The sequence below is a fragment of the Methylocapsa polymorpha genome, assembly GCF_045689225.1.
In the GTDB taxonomy this organism is placed as follows: Bacteria; Pseudomonadota; Alphaproteobacteria; order Rhizobiales; family Beijerinckiaceae; genus Methylocapsa; species Methylocapsa polymorpha.
On sequence record NZ_CP136862.1, the window covers coordinates 2,638,877 to 2,665,792 of the forward strand.

A 26,916-nucleotide genomic window follows, 5' to 3' on the forward strand; every position below is an offset into this window, starting at 1 on the left:
GTCGAAATATAACGTGATATGAACCCTGGGCGTCCTTGACCGGCGCTCCAACGTCGAGAGGCCAGACGATGACGATCAATCTCAAAGCTCCGGAGCTCCGGGAACTCAAGCCGCGTATCATGGTATGCGGCATAGGCGGAGCTGGCGGCAACGCCGTCAACAACATGATTGTCTCCGGCCTGATTGGCGTCGATTTCATCGTGGCCAACACCGACGCCCAGGCGCTCACCTCGTCGAGAGCCGAACGAATCATCCAGATGGGGCTGCAGGTGACTGAAGGTCTCGGCGCCGGTTCGCAGCCCGAAGTCGGCCGCGCCGCAGCCGAGGAGGCGATCGAGGAGATCCGCGATCATCTCACCGGGGCGCATATGTGCTTCGTCACCGCTGGCATGGGCGGCGGCACCGGCACCGGCGCGGCGCCGGTCATCGCCCGGGCCGCGCGCGACATGGGCATTTTGACTGTCGGCGTCGTGACCAAGCCGTTCCAATTCGAAGGTGCGCGGCGGATGCGCGTCGCCGAGGCCGGCATCAATGAATTGCAGAAATCGGTCGATACGCTGATCATCATCCCGAACCAGAACTTGTTCCGGATCGCCAACGAAAAGACGACATTCGCCGACGCCTTCGCGATGGCTGATCAGGTGCTTTATTCCGGCGTCGCCTGCATCACCGACCTGATGGTGAAGGAAGGCCTCATCAATCTCGACTTCGCCGACGTTCGCGCCATCATGCGCGAGATGGGCAAGGCGATGATGGGGACCGGCGAGGCGACCGGCGACCGGCGCGCAATTCTCGCCGCCGAGGCCGCGATCGCGAATCCCTTGCTCGATGAGGTTTCGATGAAGGGCGCGCGCGGGCTGCTCATCTCGATCACCGGCGGCAATGATCTCACCCTTTACGAAGTCGACGAGGCGGCGGGCCGGATTCGCCAGGAAGTGGACGAGGACGCCAATATCATTCTCGGCGCGACCTTCGATCAAAGCCTCGATGGAATCGTCCGCGTCTCAGTCGTCGCGACGGGAATCGATCATCCCGTCGGCGCCTATGAATTGACTGCCGCGGAATCGCGCATCACCGAAGTTGCGAACCGTTTGCGGGCGCAGACGGCCGCGCGGTCCGGCGACGCCCCGCAAGCCCATCAAGGTTTGGCGCTCGACGCCTATGCCGGGGCTCGGAAGGATTCGCATCATGAAGAGCGAATCGCACAGGCGGCCCAGCATTTTGCTCCAGGCCCGAATGGGGCTCAGCACGCCGTCTACATTCAGGAGACGGCGCCGCAAGCGCATCATTTCGTCGAAACGCAGCAAGCGCGGGATCTCGACGACCATTTCGACGCCGGTCCGTTCATCCCAAATGCGCCGGATTCTCCTGTCATCCGGCAGCAGAGGATGCCGCAGATCGACGATCTTCCGCTGCCTGGACAAAACCAGATCCGCGCGCATCGCGGAGAATTGCAGACGCAGCAACATCCCGAGGTGAAACGTCGCTCGCTGCTCGAAAGGCTCGCGTCCTTCGGCACCAGCCGGCAGGACGAAGCGGCTGGCGCCGCTGCGCCGCATGAACGGCAGGCGCCGCAAATAAGGCCGCAGCCGCAGCCGGCGCCGGCCCAGCGGTCGCAGCAGCCGAATCCCATACACGCTGAATATGGCAAACGCGCGCATCCGCCGGCGCCGCAGAGAGCCACGCAGCCGCCGCTCGACCAGCATGGCAGGGCTCTTTATCAACCTCGTCCAAATGAGGAGGATCAGCTCGAAATCCCGGCCTTCCTTCGGCGCCAGTCGAGCTGAAACCGTCTTGTCGGCGTCCTATTCCCGCTTTTTGTCTCGGACAGCGGGAATAGGCTGTCCGAGATGGAGCCGCAAAAGAATTCCGGCCGATGATTCTTCGGTCGATCATTGTCCGAGGCAAAATCCCGCGCCGCCGTTTCCTCGGCGGCGCCGGGCCGATCGGCGATTTGTCGGCCGAATGCGTCATCGCCACACTAATGCCGTTTAGTCGCCGCACCTATCTACAGCGATGCTGGCGCAATAGCGCTGGTTGGGCTAGAAAGAATTCAAAGTCCGGCAGGCTGTCTAGGCGATGATCGAGCAAAACGCATGAATGAAGCGTCAAATGAGATGCACCAGTCGCGAACGCCGCTCGCGCGCGTCGCGGCTCGCTTGTTGCGGTTTTCGGCTGTCGGCGCCTTGGCGCTGTCGGCGTCGGCGTGCTCTTCGGCCGATTCATTCAATCCGCTTAATCTTTTCTCGGGCGAGAAATATAAGACCGAGATCGTGCCCGACGTTCCGGCGGACGATCTCTACAATCAGGGCCTCGCCCGGCTGCAGCATAAGGACTACTCTGGAGCCGCCAAGAAATTCGCCGATCTCGATAAGCAATATCCTTATTCGCAATGGCAGAGGAAAGGTCTTCTGATGACCGTCTTCAGCCAATACCAAAACGCCAGCTATGATGACGCTATCGCGTCGGCGAAGCGCTATATCGGGCTCTATCCGACATCCCCTGACATCGCTTACGCCAATTATCTCGAGGCGATGTCCTATTACAATCAGATCCCCGACGTCAGCCGAGATCAGGAGCGGGCGGCGAAGGCGGCGGATCTGTTCGCCCAGATCGTCGAAAAATATCCGAAATCGGAATATGCTGAAGATTCGCGCTACAAGCTGCAGGTCGCCCGCGACCAGCTCGCGGGCAAGGAAATGCTCGTCGGTCGCTATTATTTAAATCAGCACAATTATGCGGCGGCGATCAATCGTTTCCGCGAGGTTCTCGCCAAATATCAGACGACCCGCCATGCCGAGGAAGCCTTGATGCGGCTGACGGAGGCTTATTTGGCGCTCGGCATCACAAACGAGGCGCAGACCGCGGCGGCCGTTCTCGGCCATAACTTCCCCGATTCGATCTGGTACAAGGACGCTTACGCCCGTTTGCAAAGCGATGGGCTGGAGCCGCATGAGGACCAGGGGTCCTGGATCTCGAAAGCCTTCCTCCACAAAATGGGTCTCGGCTAAAGCGCCGTTCGAGGGCGCATCGGGGGAGGCTTCGACCCCATGCTTGTTCAGCTCTCCATCCGCGACATAGTCCTGATCGACAGGCTCGATCTCGGCCTCGGCCGCGGCTTGACGGTTCTGACCGGCGAGACCGGGGCCGGCAAGTCGATCCTGCTCGACGCCTTCTCTCTGTCGCTCGGCGCGCGCGGAGACGGCGCTCTGGTCCGCCAAGGCGCGGCGCAGGGCCAGGTGACCGCGGTTTTCGAGCTCGACGCCGGCCATCCGGCGCTTGCGGCGGCCGAGGCGCAGGATATTGACGCCGACGGCGGTCTCATCTTGCGGCGCGTGCAATTGGCCGACGGCCGGACTCGCGCCTTCATCAACGATCAGCGGGTGACGACCCAGGCGCTTAAAACGATCGCCCGCGAGCTCGTCGAAATCCACGGACAGCATGATGATCGCGCGCTCGTCAACTCAAGCACGCATCGCCAGCTGATCGACGCCTATGGCGGCTTGAGCCGGGAACTCGGGGCCGTGCGCGCGGCTCACGCGCTCATGCGCGACATCCGGGCCGAAAGCGTCAGAGAGCAGGCGCGGATCGAGAAAGTGCGCGCGGAGGCGGATTATCTGCGCCATGCCTTCGCCGAGCTCGATAAGCTCGCCGCGCAGCCCGGCGAAGAGGATGCGCTGGCCCTGCGCCGCTCCATCATGATGCAGTCGGAAAAGGTCGCCGGCGAACTTCGCGACGTTTATGACGCTGTCGCCGGCGATGGGTCGCCTTTGTCGACCCTCTCATCCGCTTTGCGCCGGTTGGAGCGCCGGCAGGCTCAGGCCCCCGGATTGATCGCGCCGGCCGCGCAGGCGCTCGACGCCGCCTTGACCGCGCTCGATCTCGCGGCGCAAGCGCTCGATCAGGCTCTGCGCGAGGCCGATTTCGATCCGCGCGAATTGGAGCAGGTCGAGGAAAGGCTGTTCGCCTTGCGCGCCGCGGGGCGTAAATATGCGGTTCCCGTGGACGTTTTGCCTGAGCTCGCCGAGAAATTCGCCGCAAGCCTCGCCGAGCTCGACGCCGGAGAAGCAAAGCTTCTGCAGCTGACGCGCGCGGTCGAGGCGGCGGAGGCCGAGTATGAGGCATCGGCTCGGGTCTTGTCGGAGGCGCGAAAAAAGGCGGCCGCCGGGCTCGACGCCGCAGTGAACGCAGAGCTCGCGCCCTTGAAGCTCGAGGGGGCGCGATTTTCGACCGAAATCAGCGTCGAGCCCGTAGGTCAGGATGGGTGCGACCAGGTCGAGTTCTGGGTCCGCACCAATCCTGGAACCAGGCCCGGTCCCTTGATGAAAATCGCATCGGGCGGCGAACTCGCGCGTTTCATGCTGGCTCTAAAAGTGGTTCTCGCCGACCAGGGCTCGGCCCCGACGCTTGTCTTCGATGAGATCGACACGGGGGTTGGCGGCGCAGTCGCGGACGCGATCGGCCAGCGCCTCGCGAGGCTCGCGTCCCGGGTGCAAGTGCTCGCCGTCACCCATGCGCCGCAGGTCGCAGCCCGCGCCCTTGGCCATTTCCGCATCGCCAAGGATCCAATGGATCGCGGCAGCCGCGTCGCGACGCGCGTGACCGATCTTGGCAAGGAAGCCCGGCGCGAGGAGATCGCCCGCATGCTGGCCGGCGCCACGATCACCGACGAGGCGCGGGCGGCGGCTACGCGCTTGATGGAGGGCGCGCAATGACGTCAAGACGTTCTCGCGCCGGGCTCACGACGAACCCGGAAGCCCGAGCGGGCTGCTTGGGATGCTCGTCGTGCGGAGCACGTTTCGAGCGACGTCACGCCGTCAGCGCGGCAGGACTTTCTTTCCAGGGCGGAGCCGGCTGCGCGCGGAGTTATGAGCCAGAGCGTTTTCGAGAACAGCCGTGATTTCAGACGCGAATATGTCGATGTGGAATTTCGCGGCTTGCGCTTTGATGAGATTCGGATCGAATCGCATTTGCTCGAATTCACAGACCGCCTGCTCGATCGCCGCCGCGGTTTGCTCGTAGAAAAAAAGGCCGGAGACGCCCTCTGTCAAGGTCTCGGTCGCCCCGCCGCGGCCGTAAGCGATCACGGGGCGGCCACTCGCCATGACTTCGACTGGGACTATTCCGAAATCCTCCTCGCCCGGAAAGATGAGGGCGCGGCAGCGCGCGTAATGACGCCGCAGCGCCTCAAAGGGTTGCGGCCCAAGCACTTTTATGGTCGGTCCGGCCGATCTGCGAATTTCGGGGAGCATCTCGCCGCCGCCGATGACCACCAGCCGTCGGCGCGAGGCGTTGAAAGCCTCGATCGCCAAGTCCGGCCGCTTATAGCCGACGAGTTCGCCCGCCAGGAGGTAATAGTCTTCCACTTCGGCGGCGGGAACGGTCTCGAACGCGTCCGCATCGACGGGCGGATGGATCACGGCCGCGTCCCGCCGATAGTATTTCTCGATGCGAGCGGCGACCGTCTGCGAATTGGCGATGAAATGGTCGACCCGCATCGAGGCGACGGAGTCCCAGGTCCGCAAGTAATGCGCCAGAGGCGGCATTAGAAGACCTGTGATAAAACCGGCGCGGTCGCGGTAATCGTGAAACATATTCCAAATATAACGCATCGGCGAATGGCAATAGCAGATATGGACGGCCCCGGCCGGGGGAATGACGCCCTTGGCCGGCCCGGACTCGCTGCTGATGATCAAATCATAGCCGCGCAAATCGATCTGCTCGAGCGCGATCGGCATCAATGGCAGATAGCGCTTGTAATTTCGGCGAGCGAACGGAAGCGAGTTGATGAAGGTCGTCGTGACCTTGTGTCTCCGGATCGTATCGGAGACCGCATCCGGATTATAGACATGAGTAAAAATATCAGCGTCCGGAAAGAGCTTGCAAAGAGCCTCGAGGACCTTTTCTCCCCCACGCATGGAGACCAGCCAGTAATGGATGATGGCCACCCGCATGGCTGGCGTTGCTCCTTCATTAGGATTGCAATTCATGCTTTTTTGAGGAGTCCTCACCGGCGGAAACAGCCCAGCCAGAAACTCCGCACGCCCGCTTCGAAGCGGACGGCGGACAAAGATGAACATCGAGCGCGTCCCGCCACGGCCCAAGCGCCAACTCCAGCGCAAGAATCCGGCCAAAAGAGGGCCGCTTCTGCTGAAGTTCGGCGACGGCTGACCGCGCCAAAGATGTAGCCTTTGCAGCGTATCGCAGAAAAAGTTGAACGGTCCTATTCTGAGATATGCTGAAATTCGATCGATCCGCTCGCTTACGGGCATTACGAAATCAGTAGCTTCCTTTTCGTTCGATGACGGCGCTTACCGTCCGCAGCAATATGGAAAGGTCGATCGGGAAGCGCCAATTCGACACGTAATTTGCGTCCAACTCGACTCTCTTGTCGTAGCCGCAGTCGCTCCGGCCGCTAACTTGCCACGCGCCTGTCAGGCCAGGCCGCGCCGATAGATAAAGCTCAAGCCGGTCGCCATAGCGCGACATTTCAGCGGGAACGATTGGGCGCGGTCCGACCAGACTCATCTCGCCGCGCAGGATATTGACGAGCTGTGGCAATTCATCAAGGCTCGATTGCCTCAAAAATCGCCCCAAAGGCGTGATGCGCGGATCATTGACAAGCTTGCGGCTGGCTTCCCATTCCGCTCGAGCATTGGGGTCGGCGTCGAGCAATGCAGCCAGCACGTACTCTGAATCGACGCACATCGTTCTGAATTTGAAGCAGATGAATGGACGCCCGCCAAAACCGACCCGGACTTGCCTGAAAATGATCGGGCCGGGCTCGGTCAATTTCAACGCCAGGGCTACGAGAGCAAATAAAGGAGACGTAATCACAATAGTAAGTAGCGATACTATGTAATCAAATATCCGCTTTACTTGACCGCCTATAGCATACTGCGTTATTTGACGCCCATCTGCAGGTTGTGAGTCAATTGATATAAAATCAGCCATGACATTATCATCTTGAATTGATCCGAAATGTATCACGTGTCTCATCCGTCTAAAATGTACGACAGGCCCACGCGCAAAGCTCAATATTTAGCTGGCACTTTAGAAGAAAACGATACCCTGAATTTCAGGAGAAATCAACACGAAATTGACAAAAAGACGTTACTACTTATAGGCATACTCGAAGATATTAGTTATTATATAGATCTCTTGATATTTATTCTTCGGCTATGAATAAATATCATTTGTCTAAACGAACAAATCAGTCGGCCCACATGCGGGCCGTCAGACGCGATCTCGCCGCTTCCTCCGGGGCCTGTGTCGCCTAACGGCGAGGCGGCCATTTCATCCGCGCGGCGCGATGCGAACGGGCGGTTGCGGCGCCCATGGGTCGCAAGGTTAGAAAGCTCATAAGTTTGATCGAGAGCGGCGCCATTCAGCGCCAAAGGCGCCGGAAGCGTCTCGCGCGGGGCGCGCAATCAGCGGGGAGGACCGGCGCATCAGCGCGCTGACTTTGCTGCTTTGTTCTTCGAACGGAATACGGAGCGCTCTGATCCGCCATATTGGGCGCTATACTTGCCGTAGTAATAGTCGCTTCGATAACGTTCGTAGCGTCCGATGGTCGACATGTCGACCTTGTTGATGACGACGCCAAGGAGGCGCTCATAGAGTTCGGGCGCGTTGGACAGTCCATGTTTGGCAGCGTCGATTCTGGTGCGCCCCCATTCGACGACAAAAAGATAGGAATCGATGAAATTAGTCGCCGCGCGCGCATCGATGACCGGAATGAGCGGCGGCAAGTCGACGACCACATAGTCGTAGCTTTGGCGAAGCGTCTCGATCAGATGCCGCATAGCGTCGGACGCGAGCAGTTCGTTTGTGTGGAGCATTCTCGATTGCGCGCTCGATTGTGCGCCCGAGGACAGCAAGCTCAACCCGCTTCTCGGATCGTGCAGGAGCGCCTCTTCGATCGATAGGCGCCCGGCCACGACGTCGACGAGCCCCGGGCAGTCTGGAGCCAATTGGCGCGACAGCGTCGGATTGCGAAGATCGGCGTCGATCAAAATGGCGCGGGCGCCGCCATGCGCTATGAGCTGCGCGTAATTGGCCGCGACCGTCGACTTCCCTTCGTGCGGCAAGGTCGAAGTGAGGCCGATGACCTTCTGGGATTTTATAACGCCCTTGAAGTCCGTCGCGACCTTGACCGCCCGCAACCCCTCCGTGAATTGCGAGAACGGTTCGTCGAGAACATGGTCGAGCATTGGCTGCTGACGCACGAGCCGGGTTTCGTTCGAAGCCGAAGGCGAGGTTCCCGTGGCGTGCGGATCTTCGGATTCTGCCGCCGGCGGCGCAGTCAAGCGCGGAAGCATCCCGAGACAATTGGCGTTCAGGGCTTCCTCCACTTGCTCGCTCGAGCGAAACACGCGATCCGACAGTTCGCGCGCCGACGCGACGCCGAAGCTCGCCACCAGGCCGATCGCCGCCGTCAGCAAGAGCACAAGCGGCGTCTTCGGAAAACTCTTCGTCAAAGGCGCGTCCGCAAGACCAATGAGGCGCGCTTCGGTGATCGGAAATGACTGCTGCTGAACGGCGTCCATGTAGCGCTGGAGGAAATTGTCATAGAGCGATTTGGAGGTCTGGGCGCCGCTCTCCAATTCGCGCAGTTGGACCTGGGCCTGATTGGTGATCTGCGATTGTGAAACGGCGTTGCCTAGGCTGTGGCTGATGCTTTGTTCGCGCGCCTGCGCGATTTCATATTCGCTCTTGTAGCTTTGCTCGATCTTCCGCATCTCATCCTTGATGCTATGCAGGACCTCTCGCATCTGGGTCTGCTGATTGATCACGGAGAGATGATTCGCGCCATATTTCTGCGACCAGATCGCCACGCGCGCGGCCATTTCGAGATATTGTCCGCGCAGCTTGACGATAATTTCGTTATGGAGAGCGTCCGCGATTGACGCATCCGGCACATCCTGATTCATGATCTGCCGGATGCGTTCGTAGCGGGCTTTTGCTTCGGCGGTCGCGGCCTGGGCCAGGATCAACTGACTGTTGACCTCAGAGATCTGCTGATCGTTCATCAGCCGGCCGCCGGCGTCGATGATGTTATTCTTCTCGCGGAAATCCACGACCGCCCGCTGCTGCGCGGAAGTCTGGGCGCGCAGCTCCTTCAGGCGATCTTGCAGCCAGACGCTCGCCCGTCGCGTCGCCTCATATTTGGCTTCGAGCTGATCGTCGATATAGGCCTCGGCGATCGCGTTCGCCATGCGGGCGGCTTTCTCCGGATCCGTCGATTGGACGCTGATCTCCATCACATAGCTTTGGCCGACGCGGGTCACCGTGCGCCGGCCTTCGAACGCTGCGATGAGCTGGCGCATCAGCCGGGACTCCGAGGGCGGCGGCGGCTCGCTGCTCTTGTAGAGGTCCGATATCAGGTTGAATATCGACTGAATGAGGCTGGGGCCGCCGCCGACGAATTCAGGATCTTCCATAAGCCGCAACTGCTTTATGACGGCGCGGCTGACATTCGGGGATTTCAGGATTTCGATCTGTGTCTGAACCATGCCGGCGTCGACGACGACGTCAGGCCCGGGTGACTGATGCTCATAGAGTTGCGACTTGTGGGCGTCGATCACCATCGAGGCAGTGGCGACATAGATGGGCGTGGCGTTGAAAAGGTAGAAGGCTCCGAGCGCCATTGTCAAAGTCATGATGACGACGAAGATCGCCAGCTGACGCCGAATGATGGTTACGAAGAAATTGCGCGGTTCGACTCCGGAAGGTCCCCAGCCGCCCTGGGCCGCTTCCTCCGTCCGCAGCTGTTTGTTAATTTGCAGCATTCTATCCGTCGCCGTCCTTTCCAGCCCGCCGGGTTTGCCGCGCTGCTGAGCGATGCGCGCCGCTCAATGCGCCACGAAACCGCTCGCGGCCGGCATTAGCAAAATGTTCGTTGCGCCGAAAAAGCTAACTTTAATTGTGTGGCGCCGAACGTCCTTCCATGCGAATTTTTATATCCGTCTTCGACATAAGCCGATGTTTCGACGATGCCTCCGTCTGGCTACAAGGATCGCTCCGGGTGCCGCTCGCTCGGTCCGGTCTGTCGCCACTGCGCCGACGCGAGCGGTTTGAATTCGGAACTCGCGGCGTCCGTCGCGCTGAAAGCACAACGCGAAAAAGACTTTGACGCGCGGAACCAAAGCTTTGCTTGCATCAGCGCCGCAAAAGCCAAATCTCTCAACAAAATAGCCACGCGGGCAAAAATCCCAGAAAATATCATTGTCTCTGCGTACAATTCGAGGTCTCTGCGTGCAATTGGAGACGTAAATATCTTGCAAAATTAGCTTCAATTCAGCTCTCGAACAAGTCTCAAACAAGTCATGGGGCTACAATTAGAAAAACATATATTTGTAATTCGTGTCTGGACGCGCAGTTTATATATAGTATCAACATATCAATATAAACTGTGCTATGTCACTTGAATTATATATTATGATAAATGTCATTTACCGTAAGCTGAGGAGGGGGCTTGGAGCCTCCGCCAAATCCCAGATGAATTACGAAGCCTACGAAGCTAAAAGTATTTTTCGAGCAGGGCAGGGCCGCCTCCAGATTGCCGATAGGCTTATTTGAACGCTTTCCATTTGGATATGGCGAAAGCCACATCCCGATCTGTGCGACACAGTCCAGCTTTCGTCACATTTTTTTACTGTCGATCTGGCGTCTGTCCCATGGGGCGATTTAGAGCTGTGCGTTTTTCTTTCACTTCGTGCAAACGGCTGGCCCATTTGGGCCTTTACTGTGGCGCGATGCCGGACCGAATGCGGCCTCGATCAGCGCGCCGGCGTTCAAACGCGCTTGACGACCGCCGCCTTGACGGCTGCCCTTCCGAGGCATATCCAAGTAGGCGGGACACCTTTCCCCAACGAAAGGCGCCCATCTGAAAGGATGGTCATATGACTGCGACGATTCCCGCCATGCGGCCGGCGTGCGCAAATTTTTCTTGCGGCCCCTGCACCAAACATCCCGGCTGGCAAATCCAAAATCTTCAGGGCCCGACGCTCGGGCGCTCGCATCGGGCCAAGGTCGGCAAGGGCAGGCTCAAGCTTGCGATCGACCTCACCCGAGAAGTCTTGCAGGTCCCCCCGGATCATCGCATCGCCATCGTGCCCGGCTCCGACACGGGCGCCGTCGAGCTTGCGCTTTGGTCCTTGCTCGGCCAGCGCGGCGTCGATGTGATCGCCTGGGAATCCTTCAGCGAGGGCTGGGTGATCGACGTCGTCGAGCATTTGCAGATCAAAAACGCGCGGGCGCAGGTCGCCGATTATGGCGAGATCGTCGATCTCGCGAGCCTCAACTTCGACAATGACGTCATCTTCGCCTGGAACGGCACGACCTCCGGCGTGCGCGTCCCCAATGCGGATTTCATTCCGGCCGACCGCAAGGGCCTGACGATCTGCGACGCGACCTCGGCGGCGTTCGCGCAAAGGCTCGACTGGTCGAAGCTCGATGTCGTCACCTTCTCCTGGCAGAAAGTGCTCGGCGGCGAAGCGGCCCATGGCATGCTCATTCTCGGACCCCGCGCGGTCGAGAGGCTGACGAGCTACACGCCGCCGTGGCCCTTGCCGAAGCTGTTCCGCCTGACACAGGGCGGCAAGCTGATCGAAAGCATTTTCGAGGGCGAGACCATCAACACGCCGTCGATGCTTTGCGTCGAGGATTATATCGACGCGCTCAACTGGGGAAAATCCATCGGTGGCCTCGACGCGCTTGTCGCCCGCGCCGACGCCAATACGAAAGCGCTCAGCGATTGGGTGGCGAAAACGCCTTGGATCGACTTCCTCGCCAAGGATCCGGGCGTCAGATCGAACACCAGCATTTGCCTCAAGATCGTCGATCCGCTCATCGTCGCGCATGGCCTCAAGGCCGAGGCCGATTTTGCGAAATCGATCGTGAGCCTGCTCGAGAAGGAAAAAATCGCCTATGACATCGGCGCCTATCGTGATGCGCCGCCCGGCCTTCGCATCTGGTGCGGCGCGACGGTCGAGACGAGCGACGTCGAGGCCCTGACGCTTTGGCTCGATTACGCCTTTCAAAAGGTCAAGGGAGAACTGGCCAAGGCCGCGTGATTTGGCGCGGTTGCTGGGACGTTCAGCAGAGGCGCGCGCGGCCGTATGCCAGGCTTTTGGCGGCTGCGCTCTTAATCTCTGCGTAGCGATGGAAACGACATAGGCTTCGCTCGAAAATTCCTCAAGGTCTGGAGAAGGCCATGGCTCCGCGCGTGCTCATTTCCGACGCTCTTTCGCCCGCCGCCGTCGCCATTTTCAAGGAGCGCGGCGTCGATGTCGATTTTCAGCCGGAGGTCGGGAAGAACAAGGACCGGCTGGCCGAGATCATAGGGGATTTCGATGGCCTCGCGATCCGGTCGGCGACAAAGGTCACCGCCAAGATTCTTGAACGAGCGGCCAAGCTCAAGGTCATAGGGCGCGCGGGCATTGGCGTCGACAATATCGACATTTCCGTCGCAACGGCGAAAGGCGTGATCGTCATGAACACGCCTTTCGGCAATTCCATCACGACCGCGGAGCACGCGATTGCGCTGATGTTCGCGCTGGCCCGGCAAATTCCTTCAGCCGATGCTTCGACCCAGGCGGGCAAATGGGAGAAGAATCGCTTCATGGGGGTCGAGATCACCGGCAAGACCCTCGGCGTCATCGGCTGCGGCAATATCGGCTCCATCGTCGCCGAACGCGCGCTCGGCCTGCGCATGCGCGTCCTCGCCTATGATCCTTTCCTTTCGCCGGAGCGGGCGTTGGATCTCGGCGTCGAGAAGGTCGAGCTCGACGATCTCCTCGCCCGCGCCGACATCATCACCCTGCATGTTCCGATGACGCCGCAGACGAGAAACATCCTTTCGGCGGAACATCTCGCCAAGACGAAGAAAGGCGTTCGAATCATCAATTGCGCGCGCGGCGGGCTTGTGGACGAGGTGGCCCTGCGCGCCTTGCTCGACTCCGGTCACGTCGCCGGCGCGGCCTTCGACGTGTTCGTAAATGAGCCGGCGATTGAAAACCCGCTGTTCGGCCATCCGAATGTGGTTTGCACGCCGCATCTCGGCGCTTCGACCAATGAGGCGCAGGAAAATGTCGCGCTCCAGATCGCGGAGCAGATGTCGGATTATCTGACCCGCGGCGCGATCTCGAACGCGGTCAATTTCCCCTCAATCACGGCGGAGGAGGCGCCGAAGCTCAAGCCCTTCATCGCCCTCGTCGAGCGCCTCGGCTCCTTTGCCGGACAACTCGTCGAAACCTCCATCAAGAAGGTGACGATCACCTATGAGGGCGGCGTCGCCGAGCTCAAGACGAAAGCGCTGACGGCTTCGGCGATCGCCGGGCTTTTGCGTCCCTTGCTTTCCGACGTCAATGTTGTCTCCGCCCCAAGCGTGGCCAAGGAGCGCGGCGTCACGATTGACGAAGTGACCCGCGCCGCCGAAGGCGATTATGAATCGCTCATCACTCTGACCGTTGCGACCGAGGCGCATGAGCGTTCGGTTGCGGGCACCGTCTTTCACGACGGCAAGCCGCGCATTATTTCGATCAATGGGATCGAGGTCGATGCGCTGGTCGCGCCGACGATGATTTACGTCAGCAATGAAGACAAGCCGGGCTTCATTGGCCGATTCGCGAGCATGCTCGGCAATGCGGAGGTCAATATTGCGACCTTCGCCCTTGGCCGCGATCGCGAGGGCGGTTCGGCCGTCGCGCTCGTCGAGGTCGACGGCTCGGTTCCGGATAAGGTTCTCGCCGATGTCAAAATGCTTCCGGGCGTGAAAGAGGCCAAGGCCCTGGCTTTTTGACCGGGTCGCGCCAAAGCGCAAGCATCGCAGACGTCAAGTTGCCGGCTTGCCCATTTTGATTGTCCAGCCTTGTGCAGGCAGGACGACAGCGGCGCAGCAGCGACCTGTGTCCGAGCGCAAAGCGCACCATTTCCTTATTATATTACAGATACTTAGGGAGACTTTGCTGGCGTGATCGGCATAGGCGCAAGGGAGGGGCGTTTTGCCCGCGACTGTGACAAGAAGGCATCGCGCACCAACGAAATAATAAATCCATATAAATTTACGTTGAAGCGTCCGGCGCACTCTGCGTTATTTGGTCGCTCCCCCCTAGGGCTTGATGGGAGTGCACCATGGCATCAACAGATAGATTTTGTGCTTTACTTTCGCTCTGTGCGGCGGCGCTCTTCTTAGATGCGGGGCTGTACGCCCATGCGGCCGATGTCGCCGCCAAGCCGGCGGCTCCGCCGCCCGCATGGATCGACACGTTGACCGTGTCCGGCGCGGTGGAAGCTGGCGAAACCTTTAACCCGGCCTATCCGCCCAACGGCCTGAACTTTGGGCAATTGTTCACCGACAAGTCCAATCTTGCGTTGCTTAATCAAGCCTTGCTGACAATACAGCGTCCACTCGATCCCAATGCGACCGGATATGATTTCGGCTTCAAAGTCCAAACGATGTATGGTTCGGACGCACGCTACACGCATTTTCTGGGCGAGCTCGACTATATCATTCCGAATAGGACTCAATTCGACGTCGTCGAGGCCTATGGCGTTGTCCATTTGCCCTGGCTCTACAAGGGCGGCGTCGACGTCAAATTCGGCCAATATGTCACTTTGGAAGGCGCCGAAGTCATCTCCGCCTCAGATAATCTGCTTTATTCGCATTCCTATATCTTCAATTTCGGCGTTCCGTTGAAGCATACCGGCGTCATGACGATCTCGCATATCGATCCTTTGGTCGATATTTACGCGGGCGTCGATTCCGGCGTGAACACCTCGGTCGGATGGCCAGGCGATAATAACCGCGGCGTGGCCTTCCATGGAGGCGTCGGCCTCAACCTGCTCGATGGAAATTTCACCATCTTGGCGACCACCCATATCGGGCCCGAAAACCCGGACGTGCCCGCCGTCATCGCGGGCTGCGCCTGCAATCCGAACCGGGCGCTTCGCTACCTCGACGACGTCACCACTACCTGGAAGGTGACCGATAAGCTCACCTTGATCAACGACATCAACTATATCCACGACAACGCCTTCCATGCGAGCGGCTATGGCGTCGCCCAATATGCCGCCTACGCAATCACTGACTGGCTGAAGATTGTGGGACGCGCGGAGGTTTGGCGCGACGCGGAAGGCTTCTTCGTCGCCGCCTATCCAGGCAATTTCGACTTCGTCAATGTTGAGCATGGCTTTAACTTTCTCAACCTCGGCGGCGGCAGCTTCTTCTCATACGGGTTTATCTCGGCGCCGGCGCCCACCACTTATTTGGAGCTGACCGCCGGCCTCAACATTACGCCGACGCTTCCGGCGGATCCGGCGCTTCCGTTGATTAAAGCGCTGATCGTCCGTCCAGAAATTCGCTACGACGCGTCCTTGAGCCATACGACCCCTTTCGACGCAGGGCGAAAAGCGTCGCAATTCACATTCGCGGGAGACATTATCGTCAAGTTCTGAGGGGCGTTCTTGAACGGGGCCGTTTGACGGTCCCGTTCACATGCTCTCTATCCATCGCTTTTCGAGCCGGCGTCGAAAGCGGTCGTTCGCCTATACGAAATTTATATGCAGCAGGGCCGTCGAGCCCGATCGAACCTATACGCCGTCTGCGATAATCAATGTCCCCGTCTCACTTCGCTTGGATGGCGCGCAAAGCGCTAGGCGGCGAAAATTGTGAGCGATAGCGCAGCCGCCTTGACCTGCGTCAACGCCCTTTCCTTATACGAAATTTATATTTTCGGTGCCGGCAAGCGCGCTCGACCCTATACGCGGCGGGCGCAATAACCGCGCCTACGCTCGCCCCGCGCTTAGCCGGGGAGGCGCAAAAAGGGACCATGTGATGTTCAGTTACCTTCCCGACGTAGCCTACGTCGCGATCGGCGTTGCAGCTTTCGTCGTCACTTCGCTTTATCTCGACGCTTGCGGCAGCTTGTGAGGCCTCATCCATGACAGTTGACCTCGTGCTCGGCGCGATCGTGACGATCGGCCTGCTTGTCTATCTCGTCTTCGCCTTGATTCGTCCCGAGCGCTTTTGAGGAAGGCTTTCCATGACCGCCAATGGCTTCATTCAAATCGCGCTCTATTGCGTGATCGTCACGCTGCTGGTCCGGCCGTTTGGCTATTACATGACCCGCGTCTTCAACGGCGAGCGCACACTGCTTTCCATTGTTTTGCGGCCGATCGAGCGCGCGTTCTATTTCGTGAGCGGCGTGAGGGAGCATGAAGAGCAGGATTGGCGCGGCTATGGCCTCGCCATGCTTACGTTCAGCGTGGCCGGCTTCATCGTCCTCTATGCGCTGCAGCGCCTACAGGCCGTGCTGCCGTTCAACCCACAGCAATTGGACGCCGTTGCGCCGGATCTCGCCTTCAACACGTCGGTGAGCTTCGTCACCAACACCAATTGGCAATCCTACGTGCCTGAGACCACCATGAGCTATCTGACCCAGATGGCCGGGCTCACAATGCACAATTTTGTGTCGGCTGCGACCGGCATCGCTCTCGCCATTGCGCTCGTCCGCGGCTTCGCTCGTCGCTCCGCCCACACGATCGGCAATTTCTGGGTCGATATGACCCGCGCGGTTCTCTATGTGCTTTTGCCGATATCGATCGTCGTCGGCCTGGTTTTCGTCTGGCAAGGCATGCCGCAAAATCTGAACCCCTATGTCGAGGCGACCACGCTTGAAGGCGCCAAGCAGGTGATCGCGCAGGGCCCGACGGCTTCGCAGGAAGTCATCAAAATGCTTGGAACCAATGGCGGAGGATTCTTCAACGCCAATTCCGCGCATCCCTATGAAAATCCTAATGCTCTGACAAATTTCATCCAGATCGTCCTGATCTTTTCGATCGGCGCGGCGCTCACCAATGTCTTCGGCAGGATGATCGGCAAGGAGCGTCAAGGCTGGGCGATCTTCGCCGTCATGGGCATCCTGTTTCTGGCGGGCGCATTCACGGTCTACGCCGTCGAGAGCCACGGCAATCCGGCTTTCGCGGACCTTCCAGTCAATGTCGCGCCAAGCGCTCTCCAGGCCGGCGGCAACATGGAAGGCAAGGAAGTCAGGTTCGGCATCGCCAATTCCTCCCTCTTCTCGACGATCACGACCGACGCCTCCTGCGGCGCCGTGAACACGATGCACGACAGCCTGCTGCCGCTCGCCGGCATGGTCCCGATGATCAACATCATGCTCGGCGAAATCATCTTCGGCGGCGTCGGCTCCGGTCTCTATGGAATGCTTCTCTTCGCGATCGTCGCGGTCTTCGTCGCCGGCCTCATGGTTGGCCGGACGCCGGAATATCTCGGCAAGAAGATCGAGGCGAAGGAGGTCAAGATGGCCATGCTCGCGATTCTGATCCTGCCTTTGTCGATGCTTGGCTTCACCGCGATAGCCGTCGTCGTGGCTCCCGGCCTCGCCAGCCTCGCCAACGCCGGCCCGCATGGCTTCAGCGAGGCGCTTTACGCCTATGTCTCGGCGACCGGCAATAATGGCAGCGCCTTCGCTGGCCTCAGCGCCAATACGCCATTCTGGAACACGACGCTGGGCCTTGCAATGTGGATCGGGCGGTTCCTGTTCATCGCGCCGATGCTGGCCATCGCCGGATCTCTCGCCGGCAAGAAACTCGTTCCGGCGTCGGCCGGAACCTTCCCCACCGACGGCGGGCTTTTCGTCGGTCTTTTGATCGGGGTGATCTTGATCATCGGCGGCCTCACCTTCTTCCCGGCGCTCGCGCTCGGACCCATCGAGGAGCATCTCGCGATGTACGCGGGCCTCCTCTACTGATCGCTGCAAAAGCAATTCTCGCGAACTGCAAGGCCAAACCAATGGAAACCAGAACATTGCCGCACAAGACAATGGTGCGACGCGGCGTCTCGTCCCTATTTGACCCTGCGATCATTCTGCCTGCGATCGCAGGGTCTTTCCGGAAGCTCGACCCCAGGCTTCTCATCCGCAATCCGGTCATGTTCGTCGTCGAGATCGTGAGCGTGCTGACGACGATCCTCTACCTGCGGGACCTCGTGACCGGGGTAGACGCGGCCTCATTGAAGTTCACCTTCCAGATCTGGCTTTGGCTCTGGATCACCTTGCTTTTCGCGAATTTCGCCGAAGCCGTCGCCGAAGGCCGCGGCAAGGCGCAGGCGGCGACATTGCGCAAGGCGCGAACCGATACGGTCGCAAAACGTCTCATCGCCGCTGAGGGCTTTCACACCGAGCAGGTCCCGGCCGCGGCTCTGAAGCAGGGCGATCTCGTCTTCGTCGAGGCCGGCGACCTCATTCCGAGCGATGGCGACATCATCGAGGGCGTCGCCTCCGTCGACGAATCGGCGATCACCGGCGAATCCGCGCCGGTCATCCGCGAGAGCGGCGGCGATCGCTCCGCTGTGACGGGCGGCACCCGCGTTCTGTCCGACTGGATCAAGGTCCGCATCACTGCGGCGCAAGGCTCGACCTTCCTCGACCGCATGATTGCTCTGGTGGAAGGCGCCGAGCGGCAGAAGACGCCGAACGAGATCGCGCTCAACATCCTTCTCGCCGGCCTGACGCTGATCTTCGTCTTTGCGGTCGCCACAATTCCGAGCTTTGCGCATTACGCCGACGGCAAGGTTTCGGTCATCGTCCTTGTCGCGCTTTTCGTCACCCTCATCCCGACCACGATCGGCGCGCTTCTTTCGGCGATCGGCATCGCTGGAATGGACCGTCTGGTGCAGTTCAACGTCCTCGCCATGTCGGGGCGCGCGGTTGAGGCCGCGGGGGACGTCGACACCTTGCTTCTCGACAAGACCGGCACCATCACCTTGGGCAACCGCCAGGCCGCGGAATTCATTCCGCTTCCCGGGGTCAGCGCCATGGAGCTCGCCGACGCGGCTCAGCTCGCCTCGCTGTCCGACGAGACGCCGGAAGGCCGCTCAATCGTGGTGCTCGCCAAGGAAAAATACGGCATTCGCGGCCGCGACATGGGCGAGCTCAACGCCAAATTCATTCCTTTCAGCGCCTTTACCCGATTGAGCGGGATCGACACCGACACTTCGGTCATTCGTAAAGGCGCGGTGGATGCGATCCTGGCCTTTGTTCGCTCTGATGCGTCAAACTCTGCGCGCGAGGGGGATGGCGGGGTCGCGGCGGCCCGCGCCCTTGTGTCGGACGCGACCGTGCGCTCCTTGACGGCAAGCGCCGACAAGATTGCGAAATCGGGCGGGACGCCGCTCGCGGTCGCCAAGGACGGTCGTCTGCTCGGGGTCATTTACCTGAAGGACATCATCAAGGGCGGCATCCGGGAGCGCTTCGGCGCCTTGCGCCAGATGGGCATCAGGACGGTGATGATCACCGGCGACAATCCTCTCACCGCCGCGGCGATCGCGGCCGAGGCCGGCGTCGATGATTTTCTCGCCCAAGCGACGCCCGAGGCGAAACTGAAGCTGATCCGCGAGGAGCAGGCGCAGGGCAAGCTTGTCGCCATGTGCGGCGACGGCACCAATGACGCGCCCGCCTTGGCGCAGGCCGATGTCGGCGTCGCCATGAACACCGGAACCATGGCCGCGCGCGAGGCCGGCAATATGGTCGATCTCGACAGCGATCCGACGAAGCTGATCGAGATCGTCGAGATCGGCAAGCAGCTTCTCATGACCCGTGGGGCGCTGACGACTTTTTCCATCGCCAATGACGTTGCGAAATATTTCGCGATCATCCCGGCGATGTTCATCGCCTTCTACCCACAGCTGCAAAGCCTCAACGTGATGCATCTCGCCACGCCGCAGAGCGCGATCCTGTCGGCGATCATCTTCAACGCCTTGATCATTGTCGCGCTGATCCCGCTCTCGCTACGCGGGGTCGCCTACCGGCCGGTCGGCGCCGCGACCATTCTGCGCCGAAACCTTCTGATCTATGGCCTTGGCGGAATCATCGTTCCCTTCATCGGCATCAAGCTGATCGATCTCGTGATCGGCGCCGTCGGTCTTGCTTGAGGACAAAGCGAAATGATCAAGCATTTGCTTCCAGCCATCATGTTGACCATTCTCATGACCGCGCTGACCGGGCTCGCCTATCCGCTTGCGATGACGGGCATAGCCCAACGTCTTTTCCCGCATCAAGCCAATGGCAGCCTCATCGAGCGCGACGGCAAGGTTATAGGCTCGGAGCTGATCGGGCAGAATTTCGCCGGGGACGGTTATTTTCACGGCAGGCCCTCAGCCACCACGGATACCGATCCGAATGATCCGACGAAAACTGTGCCGGCGCCGTATAACGCCAGTAATTCGGGGGGCTCGAATTATGGTCCGACCTCGAAGGCTCTGGTCGATCGGGTGAAGGAGGAGGCGCAAGCGCTCGCGGCGCAGAACCCCTCCGCGCCGGTTCCGGTCGATCTCGTCACAACCTCGGCGAGCGGCCTCGACCCGGATGTTACGCCCGCTGCGGCTCTGTTTCAGGTCCCGCGCGTCGCCAAAGCGCGCAGGCTTTCCGAGGACCAGGTGCGCCGCCTTGTCAACGATAACACTGCGGGTCGGCTCTTCGGCATCCTCGGCGAGCCGCATGTCAATGTGCTGAAGCTCAATCTCGCGCTTGATAAGAGTTTCCCAACGCGCGAGAGCCGCGAGGGCAAGGAGACTCCATCGGCGGCGACTCAGGCGGCTCCGGCCTCTTCGACGGCTGCGCTTGCACCGCAGCCGGAGGCGGCTGTCGATGACGTCTCTTCATCCGCCGCTGAGACTGAGACGCCCGCAGCCCCTGTGGTCGCCCCGCGGGAGGTCGCGGAGTCCACGCCGCCTGCAGCCAAACTCGCCGCGCCGCCGCCCGCGGTCGAGGCGCCTGCAAAATCCGCGATCGTGTTTCCATCAGAGATTTCGCCGGCCCATGCTGCTGAAAAACCCGGCGTCGCGCGACTCAAAACCTGCACCGACCAATTCCACGCCAATGCGACGACCAACGCCAATGGCGGCCTGAAGTGGACGGACTATTGGAAGGAATGCAAGAAGCATTTAAAAGGCTGACGCAAGCTGTTGATCTGGACGCATGAACAAGAAGGCCTGCGTCCTTCGACGCCGCTTTTTTTCTCGCCTGGAGCTGTTTTCTCTTGGATAAAGGATAGAGCGCCTCACATTAGCTGAACGCGAGGCATTCTAAGCGAAAGCGCCGCCAAGTATGGAGAAACGCGACAGCGCCGATCGGCGGCCCTCGCCTGACGCCCTTCTGCGCGAGACGCAGCAGTGCGAGCAGGGCCGCCTGAAGATCTTTCTCGGCGCCGCGCCGGGCGTCGGCAAGACCTATGAAATGCTGACGACGGCGCGAGCCAAGAAAGCCGAAGGCGTCGACGTCGTCGTCGGCGTCGTCGAGACCCATGGGCGCAAGGAGACCGAAGCGCTTCTGGAAGGGCTCGAAATCATCCCGCGCCAGAGCATTTCCTACAGGGGACATGTTCTCACCGAGATGGATCTCGACGCCATACTCAAGCGGCGTCCGCGGCTCGTTCTCATCGATGAGCTCGCCCATACGAATGCGCCCGAGAGCCGGCATCCGAAGCGCTACATGGATGTCGAGGAGCTGCTCGCGGCCGGGATAGACGTCTTTACGACGCTCAACATCCAGCATGTCGAGAGCCTCAATGACGTCGTCGCCAGGATTACGCGCGTCCGGGTTCGCGAGACCGTGCCGGATTCGATCATCGACCGCGCCAATGACATAGAAGTCGTCGATCTTACGCCGGAAGATCTGATCGTCAGGCTGCAGGAAGGCAAGGTCTATGTGCCGGACCAGGCCGAACGCGCCATTCAGCATTATTTCTCTCCCGGCAATTTGACCGCCTTGCGGGAGCTCGCGCTGCGCCGGACCGCGCAGCGCGTCGACGAGCAGATGGTCGATTACATGCGGCAGCACGCCATCGAAGGGCCATGGCCCGCCAGCGAGCAGGTGCTGGTCCTCGTCGATGCGGCGCGAAGCGCCAACGCCGTCGTGCGCTACGCCAAGCGAATGGCGGATCGACTCAAGGCGCGATGGGCGGCGATCCATGTAGAGACGCCGGCCGAAGCGCGCGCGAACGAGGACGAGCGAGACCGCGTTGCGCAGACCTTGCGCCTTGCGCAGAGGCTCGGCGCTGAGGCCATTTCAATCCCTGGCCAGGATGTCGCCGACACGGTCGCCGAATATGCGCAAGCCAATAATTTCACTCATATCATCGTCGCCAAATCGGAGCCGGGGCGCTGGCGCGATTTTTTCCGGGGGTCCTTCTCCCAAAAGCTGATCCGCATCGCCGGCGACACGAGCGTTCACGTCATTGCCCGTCCGGCCGACCGGACCGGCGGCGCCTCAGCGGCAATCAAAGCGCCTGAAGCTGGAAGGGAGCGCATCGACTTCAAAGCCTATGTCGTCAGCCTTCTCTTTGTCGCAGCCGCGACCGTGATCGCCATTCTGCTGCGGCAAACGCTTGGCGTTGCGAATGTCGCATTATCGTTTCTGGTCGCGGTCCTGGCGAGCGCCGTAACCTATGGCCTATGGGCGTCGCTGCTTGCATGTCTGGTCAGCGTTCTCGCCTATAATTTCTTTTTCCTGCCGCCGCTCTACACGTTCACGATTGCTGATCCCGAAAATGTCGTGCACCTGTTCTTCTTCGCGATTGTGGCGATCATCGCGAGCAATCTCGCTGCGCGTCTGCGCGCCCAGGCGATCGCCGCAAGGCAAAAGGCGCGGATCACCGAGGAGCTCTATCTTTTCAGCCGCAAGCTCGCGGGGGTCGCGACGCTCGACGATCTCCTATGGGCGACTGCGCATCAGATCGCCTTGATGCTGAAGGTTCGCGTCGTCCTGCTTCTGCCCGAAGACGGCGGCCTTGCGGTCAAGGCGGGATTTCCGCCCGAAGACATGCTCGACGACGCCGATCTCGCCGCGGCGCGCTGGTGCTTTGAAAAGAACCAGTCGACCGGGCGCGGCGCCGACACGCTGCCGGGCGCGAAGCGTCGTTTTATGCCCTTGCGCACGGGCCGCGGCGCCGTCGGCGTCGTCGGCATTGACCGCGACAAGCCAGGGCTTCTCCTGACGCCGGAAGAGTCCCGTCTCTTCGACGCGCTGTCCGATCAGGCGGCCCTCGCAATCGATCGCGTCAATCTTGCGCGAGACATCGATCGCGCCCGCCTGGCGGCGGAGACGGATCGCCTGCGCAGCGCGCTGCTCACCTCGATCTCGCATGATCTGCGCACGCCTCTCGCCTCGATCATCGGCTCCGCCACGAGCCTTGTCAGCCATGGGCGAGAATTCGACGCAAACGTTCAAGCGAGCCTCATGCGCACCATTCAAGAGGAGGCCGAGAGGCTCAATCGCTTTATCGGCAATCTGCTTGACATGACGCGGCTTGAATCCGGTCCGCTCAGGCCGCAAGCGACGCCGATGGACCTTTCCGATGTTATTGGCGCGGCGTTGCAAAGGGCGGCCAAGATACTTCAAAACCACGAGGTCGCAATCGAACTCGAGGACGGATTGCCCATGCTCGATCTCGACATGGTGCTGATGGAGCAGGTCCTGTTCAATCTCTTCGACAATGCGGCGAAATATGCGCCGCCTCATTCGCGCATCACGGTCACGGCGAACCATGAGGACGGGTTCGTCGTCATACGGGTTCTCGACGAGGGCGATGGCGTGCCCGAAGCCGATCTCGAGCGGATTTTCGACAAGTTCTACCGGGTGCGCCGCACCGATCGGCAGCGCGCCGGCACCGGCCTCGGCCTCGCGATCTGCCGCGGCTTTGTCGAGGCGATGGGGGGCGCGATCACGGCTGGAAACCGCATCGACCGGCGCGGCGCCGTCTTCACGATTAGGCTTCCCGCGCTGGCCGCGCGCAAGCCAGCGCCGGAGACGCTTTCATGACGCCGCGCGCAGGTCCGCTTCGCGTGCTTGTCGTCGACGACGAGCCGGCAATCCATCGTTTTTTGCGCGCCAGCCTGGAAAGCCAGGGCTATGTCGTCGCTCAGGCCGTCGACGGAGCCTCGGCTCTTCAAGTCGTGCGCAGAAGCGCGACTGACCTTGTCGTGCTCGATCTCGGATTGCCGGACATGGACGGCCTCGATGTCGTCAGGAAGATCAGGGAGAGCGGCGCAACCCTGCCGATCATCATTCTCTCGAGCCGCGAAAACGAAAGCGCCAAAGTCGCGGCGCTCGATCTTGGCGCCGACGATTATGTCACGAAACCGTTCGGAGTTGATGAGCTGCTGGCCCGAATTCGCATGGCGCAGCGGCACCGGTTGCAGCAGGAGGGCGAAAAGCCCTTGTTCCATGCCGGCGACCTTTGCGTCGATCTCGTCCGGCGGATCGTGACCGTGCGCGGTGAGGAGGTCAAGTTTTCGCCACGCGAATATGAGGTTTTACGCCTCCTGGTGGCGCATGCCGGAAAAGTCCTCACGCATCGTTTCATGTTGCGCGAGATTTGGGGCGGGGATGCGGATGTGCAATATCTGCGGATCTACATTCGCGCGCTGCGTCAGAAGATTGAAGCGGACCCGGAGCGACCTCAGCATATTCTCACCGAGACCGGCGTCGGGTATCGTCTCCGCGAGCCCGATTAGTTCGGCTCGAAAATCCATGCGAAGGCATATTTATGGATCTCGCCGACCTCATTGATCCGAACCGGGTGGTTTTCGGCGCCCGCGCGAACAACAAGGAGCAGTTGCTTCGCGATCTTGCGGCGCGGGCCGCGAGCCAGCTCAACCTTGACGCGCAGACCATCTCCAGCGCTGTGCTGGCCCGCGAGGAGCTCGGCTCGACCGGGCTCGGCGAAGGTTTCGCCCTTCCGCACGCCCGCATTCCGGGGCTTGACCATTTTTTCGGCATGTTCGCAAGGCTCAACAAGCCGATTCATTTCGACTCGATCGACGGCAAGCCGGTCGATCTCGTTTTCCTTCTGCTGATTCCGGCGACTGCCGGCGGCGAGCATCTTGCCGCTTTGGCCGCCGTCTCCAGGAATTTGCGCGACCGCGATTTCGCCGCGAAATTGCGCAAGGCCGCAAGCGCGGCGGCGCTTTGCAGCCTCATTTGCGACCCGCAACATTCGCGCTGAAGCCTTTTCAAGCGGCGGCAATGAGTCCCGGCTGGGCTTGCACGACTTTGCGATCGACATAGGGCTCAAATTTCACGAAATTCTCGCGAAACATTCCGATGAGTCGCCGCGTCGTCTCGGCGAAATCCTCCTTCGAGGCCCAGGTCCTTGCCGGGTCGAGGAGCTCCGGCGCAATTCCTGGGGCCGAGCGCGGCGCAAGCAGACCGAATGCGGGATCGATGCGAAAGCTCGTTCTGGCGAGCGAGCCGTCCAAGGCGGCGCGCAAGAGCTCACGCGTGACTTGGATCGGCATGCGGCTGCCGACCCCATATTTGCCGCCCGTCCAGCCGGTATTGACGAGCCAGCAATCGACCCGATGCCGAGCGATGAGGTCCCGCAAAAGATTGCCGTATTCGGAAGGGTGGCGCGGCATGAAAGGCGAACCGAAACATGTCGAAAAGGTCGCTTGCGGCTCGCGCACGCCTTTTTCCGTCCCGCCGACCTTGGCCGTGTAGCCGGATAGAAAATGATACATCGCCTGGGCTGGATCGAGCTTGGCGATCGGGGGCAATACGCCGAAGGCGTCGCATGTGAGCATGACGATGTTTTTTGGATGGCCGGCCCGTCCGGTCGCCGAGGCGTTGGCGATGAAGTCGAGCGGATAAGCGATGCGCGTATTCTCTGTTTTCGAATCGTCGTCGAAGTCCGGCGTCCCCGTCAAAGGATCGACCACGACATTTTCCATGATCGCGCCGAAACGCTCGGACGTCGCAAAAATTTCAGGCTCCGCCTCGCGCGAGAGCTTGATCGCCTTGGCGTAGCATCCGCCCTCGAAGTTGAAGACGCCCTCCGCGCTCCAGCCATGCTCGTCGTCGCCGATCAGGCTGCGTGACGCGTCAGCCGAAAGAGTGGTTTTGCCGGTTCCGGAAAGGCCGAAGAAAAGCGCCGTGTCGCCGCCCGGGCCGGCATTCGCCGAGCAATGCATCGGCATGACGCTTTTGGCTGGGAGAACGAAATTGAGATAGCCGAAAACCGCCTTCTTGATTTCTCCGGCATAGCTTGTTCCGCCGATCAGCGCGATTCTGCGGCTGAAATCGACGGCGATGACGGTTTCCGACCGGCAACCGTGCCGCGCCGGATTGGCCCGGAATGAGGGCAGATCGAGAATCGTCAGGTCGGCGACGAAGCTCATAAGCTCCGCCGTGGCCGGACGGATCAACAGGTTGCGGATGAAGAGAGAGTGCCACGCATATTCGGTATAAATGCGGACCTTCAGCTGATGCGCGGGCTCCGCGCCGCCATAGAGATCCTGCGCGAAGAGATCCATCCCCTTGGCATGGGCGACCATATCGGCGCGGAGCCTATCGAAATGCTCCGGCGCCATCGGCTGGCAATTGTCCCACCAGATCGACCGATCGGTGAGCGCATCCCGCACAATGAACTTGTCTTTCGGCGAACGCCCGGTATGAGCGCCTGTTTCGGCGACCAGGGCGCCGCCTCTCGCGATCCTTGCCTCGCCCCGCCGGATCGCTTCCTCGTAGAGACGTGGAGCTTCCAGATTGTAGGAAACGCTCCTCAGGTCCTCGAGTCCGAAAGACTCGGCTTGGAATTTTGGATTGACTGGACCGGCCTTCAGCATCTTGCTCTCCCGCCGATTGATCCCGCGATATTTGGGGATCCGAGGCCTTAACTCAACGTCGGGGGATAGGCGGAAGTTGCGAAAAGAAGCGGACGGCGTCGTTTAAACCTGTTGTCGCTCCGCTCAATCAAGGAAGCGCTCGCAACGTTCGAGAGTTTAGACGAATTGGGAAGAAGGAAGCGCTACGCGAGCGTGGGTCAGAGCTGAGCGCCAGCTTCAAGCTGCGCTGCCCATGCTCCCACGCAGGCGCCGGATGGGCGCCCGGACTCTCC

16 protein-coding genes and 1 pseudogene are annotated in these 26,916 nt (G+C 60.6%); 13 read left to right on the forward strand and 4 right to left on the reverse strand.

Annotated elements, in window-relative coordinates; all coding sequences use genetic code 11:
* The first annotated feature begins 68 nt into the window (after positions 1 to 68).
* The 3 genes from ftsZ to recN all read left to right on the forward strand — a co-directional run bounded on the left by ftsZ (position 69) and on the right by recN (position 4,715).
* Complete coding sequence (gene ftsZ / locus RZS28_RS12145) at positions 69 to 1,787, forward strand: cell division protein FtsZ (RefSeq protein WP_407338010.1); 1,719 nt, start codon at positions 69 to 71, stop codon at positions 1,785 to 1,787.
* Positions 1,788 to 2,096: 309 nt separating this feature from the next.
* Entirely contained in the window at positions 2,097 to 3,011 is a 915-nt protein-coding gene (locus RZS28_RS12150; protein ID WP_407338011.1) for an outer membrane protein assembly factor BamD, read from the forward strand.
* 39 nt (positions 3,012 to 3,050) lie between these two features.
* Positions 3,051 to 4,715 carry a DNA repair protein RecN gene (recN, locus tag RZS28_RS12155; RefSeq protein ID WP_407338012.1) on the forward strand — a complete coding sequence of 555 codons (1,665 nt, stop codon included), beginning with the start codon at positions 3,051 to 3,053 and terminating at the stop codon, positions 4,713 to 4,715.
* 102 nt (positions 4,716 to 4,817) lie between these two features.
* Here the strand turns inward: recN and RZS28_RS12160 are convergent, their stop codons facing one another.
* From RZS28_RS12160 to RZS28_RS12170, 3 genes are all read right to left on the reverse strand, one after another.
* A complete protein-coding gene (locus tag RZS28_RS12160) occupies positions 4,818 to 5,954 on the reverse strand; it encodes a glycosyltransferase (protein ID WP_407338013.1) in 1,137 nt (378 codons plus the stop codon).
* A 325-nt stretch (positions 5,955 to 6,279) separates the two neighbouring features.
* Positions 6,280 to 6,990, reverse strand: coding sequence for a sugar transferase (locus tag RZS28_RS12165; protein WP_407338014.1), 711 nt, complete (start codon positions 6,988 to 6,990; stop codon positions 6,280 to 6,282).
* A 461-nt stretch (positions 6,991 to 7,451) separates the two neighbouring features.
* Positions 7,452 to 9,791 (reverse strand): polysaccharide biosynthesis tyrosine autokinase, encoded by a 2,340-nt coding sequence (locus RZS28_RS12170; protein ID WP_407338015.1) that lies wholly within the window; start codon positions 9,789 to 9,791, stop codon positions 7,452 to 7,454.
* A 1,113-nt stretch (positions 9,792 to 10,904) separates the two neighbouring features.
* Here RZS28_RS12170 and RZS28_RS12175 point away from each other — a divergent pair.
* The 10 genes and pseudogenes from RZS28_RS12175 to RZS28_RS12220 all read left to right on the forward strand — a co-directional run bounded on the left by RZS28_RS12175 (position 10,905) and on the right by RZS28_RS12220 (position 25,026).
* Positions 10,905 to 12,077, forward strand: a complete 1,173-nt coding sequence (locus RZS28_RS12175; protein ID WP_407338016.1) for a phosphoserine transaminase — start codon at positions 10,905 to 10,907, stop codon at positions 12,075 to 12,077.
* Between the two features lie 140 nt (positions 12,078 to 12,217).
* Entirely contained in the window at positions 12,218 to 13,804 is a 1,587-nt protein-coding gene (gene serA / locus RZS28_RS12180) for a phosphoglycerate dehydrogenase (RefSeq protein WP_407338017.1), read from the forward strand.
* Between the two features lie 332 nt (positions 13,805 to 14,136).
* Complete coding sequence (locus RZS28_RS12185; protein ID WP_407338019.1) at positions 14,137 to 15,459, forward strand: outer membrane beta-barrel protein; 1,323 nt, start codon at positions 14,137 to 14,139, stop codon at positions 15,457 to 15,459.
* Positions 15,460 to 15,944: 485 nt separating this feature from the next.
* Complete coding sequence (locus tag RZS28_RS12190) at positions 15,945 to 16,034, forward strand: K(+)-transporting ATPase subunit F (RefSeq protein WP_407338020.1); 90 nt, start codon at positions 15,945 to 15,947, stop codon at positions 16,032 to 16,034.
* 12 nt (positions 16,035 to 16,046) lie between these two features.
* On the forward strand, positions 16,047 to 17,774 hold the full coding sequence (gene kdpA / locus RZS28_RS12195; protein WP_407338021.1) for a potassium-transporting ATPase subunit KdpA: 1,728 nt from the start codon (positions 16,047 to 16,049) through the stop codon (positions 17,772 to 17,774).
* A 41-nt stretch (positions 17,775 to 17,815) separates the two neighbouring features.
* Positions 17,816 to 19,954 (forward strand): potassium-transporting ATPase subunit KdpB, encoded by a 2,139-nt coding sequence (kdpB, locus tag RZS28_RS12200; RefSeq protein ID WP_407338022.1) that lies wholly within the window; start codon positions 17,816 to 17,818, stop codon positions 19,952 to 19,954.
* 12 nt (positions 19,955 to 19,966) lie between these two features.
* Positions 19,967 to 20,560, forward strand: a pseudogene (locus RZS28_RS12205) (K(+)-transporting ATPase subunit C); the annotation flags it as partial.
* Positions 20,561 to 21,128: 568 nt separating this feature from the next.
* Positions 21,129 to 23,840 carry a DUF4118 domain-containing protein gene (locus RZS28_RS12210; RefSeq protein WP_407338023.1) on the forward strand — a complete coding sequence of 904 codons (2,712 nt, stop codon included), beginning with the start codon at positions 21,129 to 21,131 and terminating at the stop codon, positions 23,838 to 23,840.
* On the forward strand, positions 23,837 to 24,535 hold the full coding sequence (locus RZS28_RS12215) for a response regulator (RefSeq protein WP_407338024.1): 699 nt from the start codon (positions 23,837 to 23,839) through the stop codon (positions 24,533 to 24,535). Before RZS28_RS12210 ends, RZS28_RS12215 begins: the two co-directional genes overlap by 4 nt.
* Positions 24,536 to 24,567: 32 nt before the next feature.
* The gene (locus RZS28_RS12220; RefSeq protein WP_407338025.1) at positions 24,568 to 25,026 is read left to right on the forward strand and encodes a PTS sugar transporter subunit IIA; all 459 of its coding nucleotides are present in this window, start codon (positions 24,568 to 24,570) and stop codon (positions 25,024 to 25,026) included.
* A gap of 7 nt (positions 25,027 to 25,033) precedes the next feature.
* On the opposite strand, the gene RZS28_RS12225 is transcribed toward RZS28_RS12220, so the two are convergent.
* Positions 25,034 to 26,644: a phosphoenolpyruvate carboxykinase gene (locus RZS28_RS12225; protein ID WP_407338026.1), complete on the reverse strand. Its 1,611-nt coding sequence runs from the start codon at positions 26,642 to 26,644 to the stop codon at positions 25,034 to 25,036.
* Positions 26,645 to 26,916 lie beyond the last annotated feature (272 nt).

Bases quoted from the DNA above. Each gene is read 5' to 3' on its own strand.
- RZS28_RS12190 (WP_407338020.1), top strand. From the start codon at position 15,945: ATGACAGTTGACCTCGTGCTCGGCGCGATCGTGACGATCGGCCTGCTT.
- kdpA (WP_407338021.1), top strand. From the start codon at position 16,047: ATGACCGCCAATGGCTTCATTCAAATCGCGCTCTATTGCGTGATCGTC.
- RZS28_RS12215 (WP_407338024.1), top strand. From the start codon at position 23,837: ATGACGCCGCGCGCAGGTCCGCTTCGCGTGCTTGTCGTCGACGACGAG.
- RZS28_RS12160 (WP_407338013.1), bottom strand. From the start codon at position 5,954: ATGCGGGTGGCCATCATCCATTACTGGCTGGTCTCCATGCGTGGGGGA.
- RZS28_RS12185 (WP_407338019.1), top strand. From the start codon at position 14,137: ATGGCATCAACAGATAGATTTTGTGCTTTACTTTCGCTCTGTGCGGCG.
- recN (WP_407338012.1), top strand. From the start codon at position 3,051: ATGCTTGTTCAGCTCTCCATCCGCGACATAGTCCTGATCGACAGGCTC.
- RZS28_RS12150 (WP_407338011.1), top strand. From the start codon at position 2,097: ATGAATGAAGCGTCAAATGAGATGCACCAGTCGCGAACGCCGCTCGCG.
- ftsZ (WP_407338010.1), top strand. From the start codon at position 69: ATGACGATCAATCTCAAAGCTCCGGAGCTCCGGGAACTCAAGCCGCGT.
- kdpB (WP_407338022.1), top strand. From the start codon at position 17,816: ATGGAAACCAGAACATTGCCGCACAAGACAATGGTGCGACGCGGCGTC.
- RZS28_RS12210 (WP_407338023.1), top strand. From the start codon at position 21,129: ATGGAGAAACGCGACAGCGCCGATCGGCGGCCCTCGCCTGACGCCCTT.
- RZS28_RS12225 (WP_407338026.1), bottom strand. From the start codon at position 26,644: ATGCTGAAGGCCGGTCCAGTCAATCCAAAATTCCAAGCCGAGTCTTTC.
- RZS28_RS12220 (WP_407338025.1), top strand. From the start codon at position 24,568: ATGGATCTCGCCGACCTCATTGATCCGAACCGGGTGGTTTTCGGCGCC.
- serA (WP_407338017.1), top strand. From the start codon at position 12,218: ATGGCTCCGCGCGTGCTCATTTCCGACGCTCTTTCGCCCGCCGCCGTC.
- RZS28_RS12175 (WP_407338016.1), top strand. From the start codon at position 10,905: ATGACTGCGACGATTCCCGCCATGCGGCCGGCGTGCGCAAATTTTTCT.
- RZS28_RS12170 (WP_407338015.1), bottom strand. From the start codon at position 9,791: ATGCTGCAAATTAACAAACAGCTGCGGACGGAGGAAGCGGCCCAGGGC.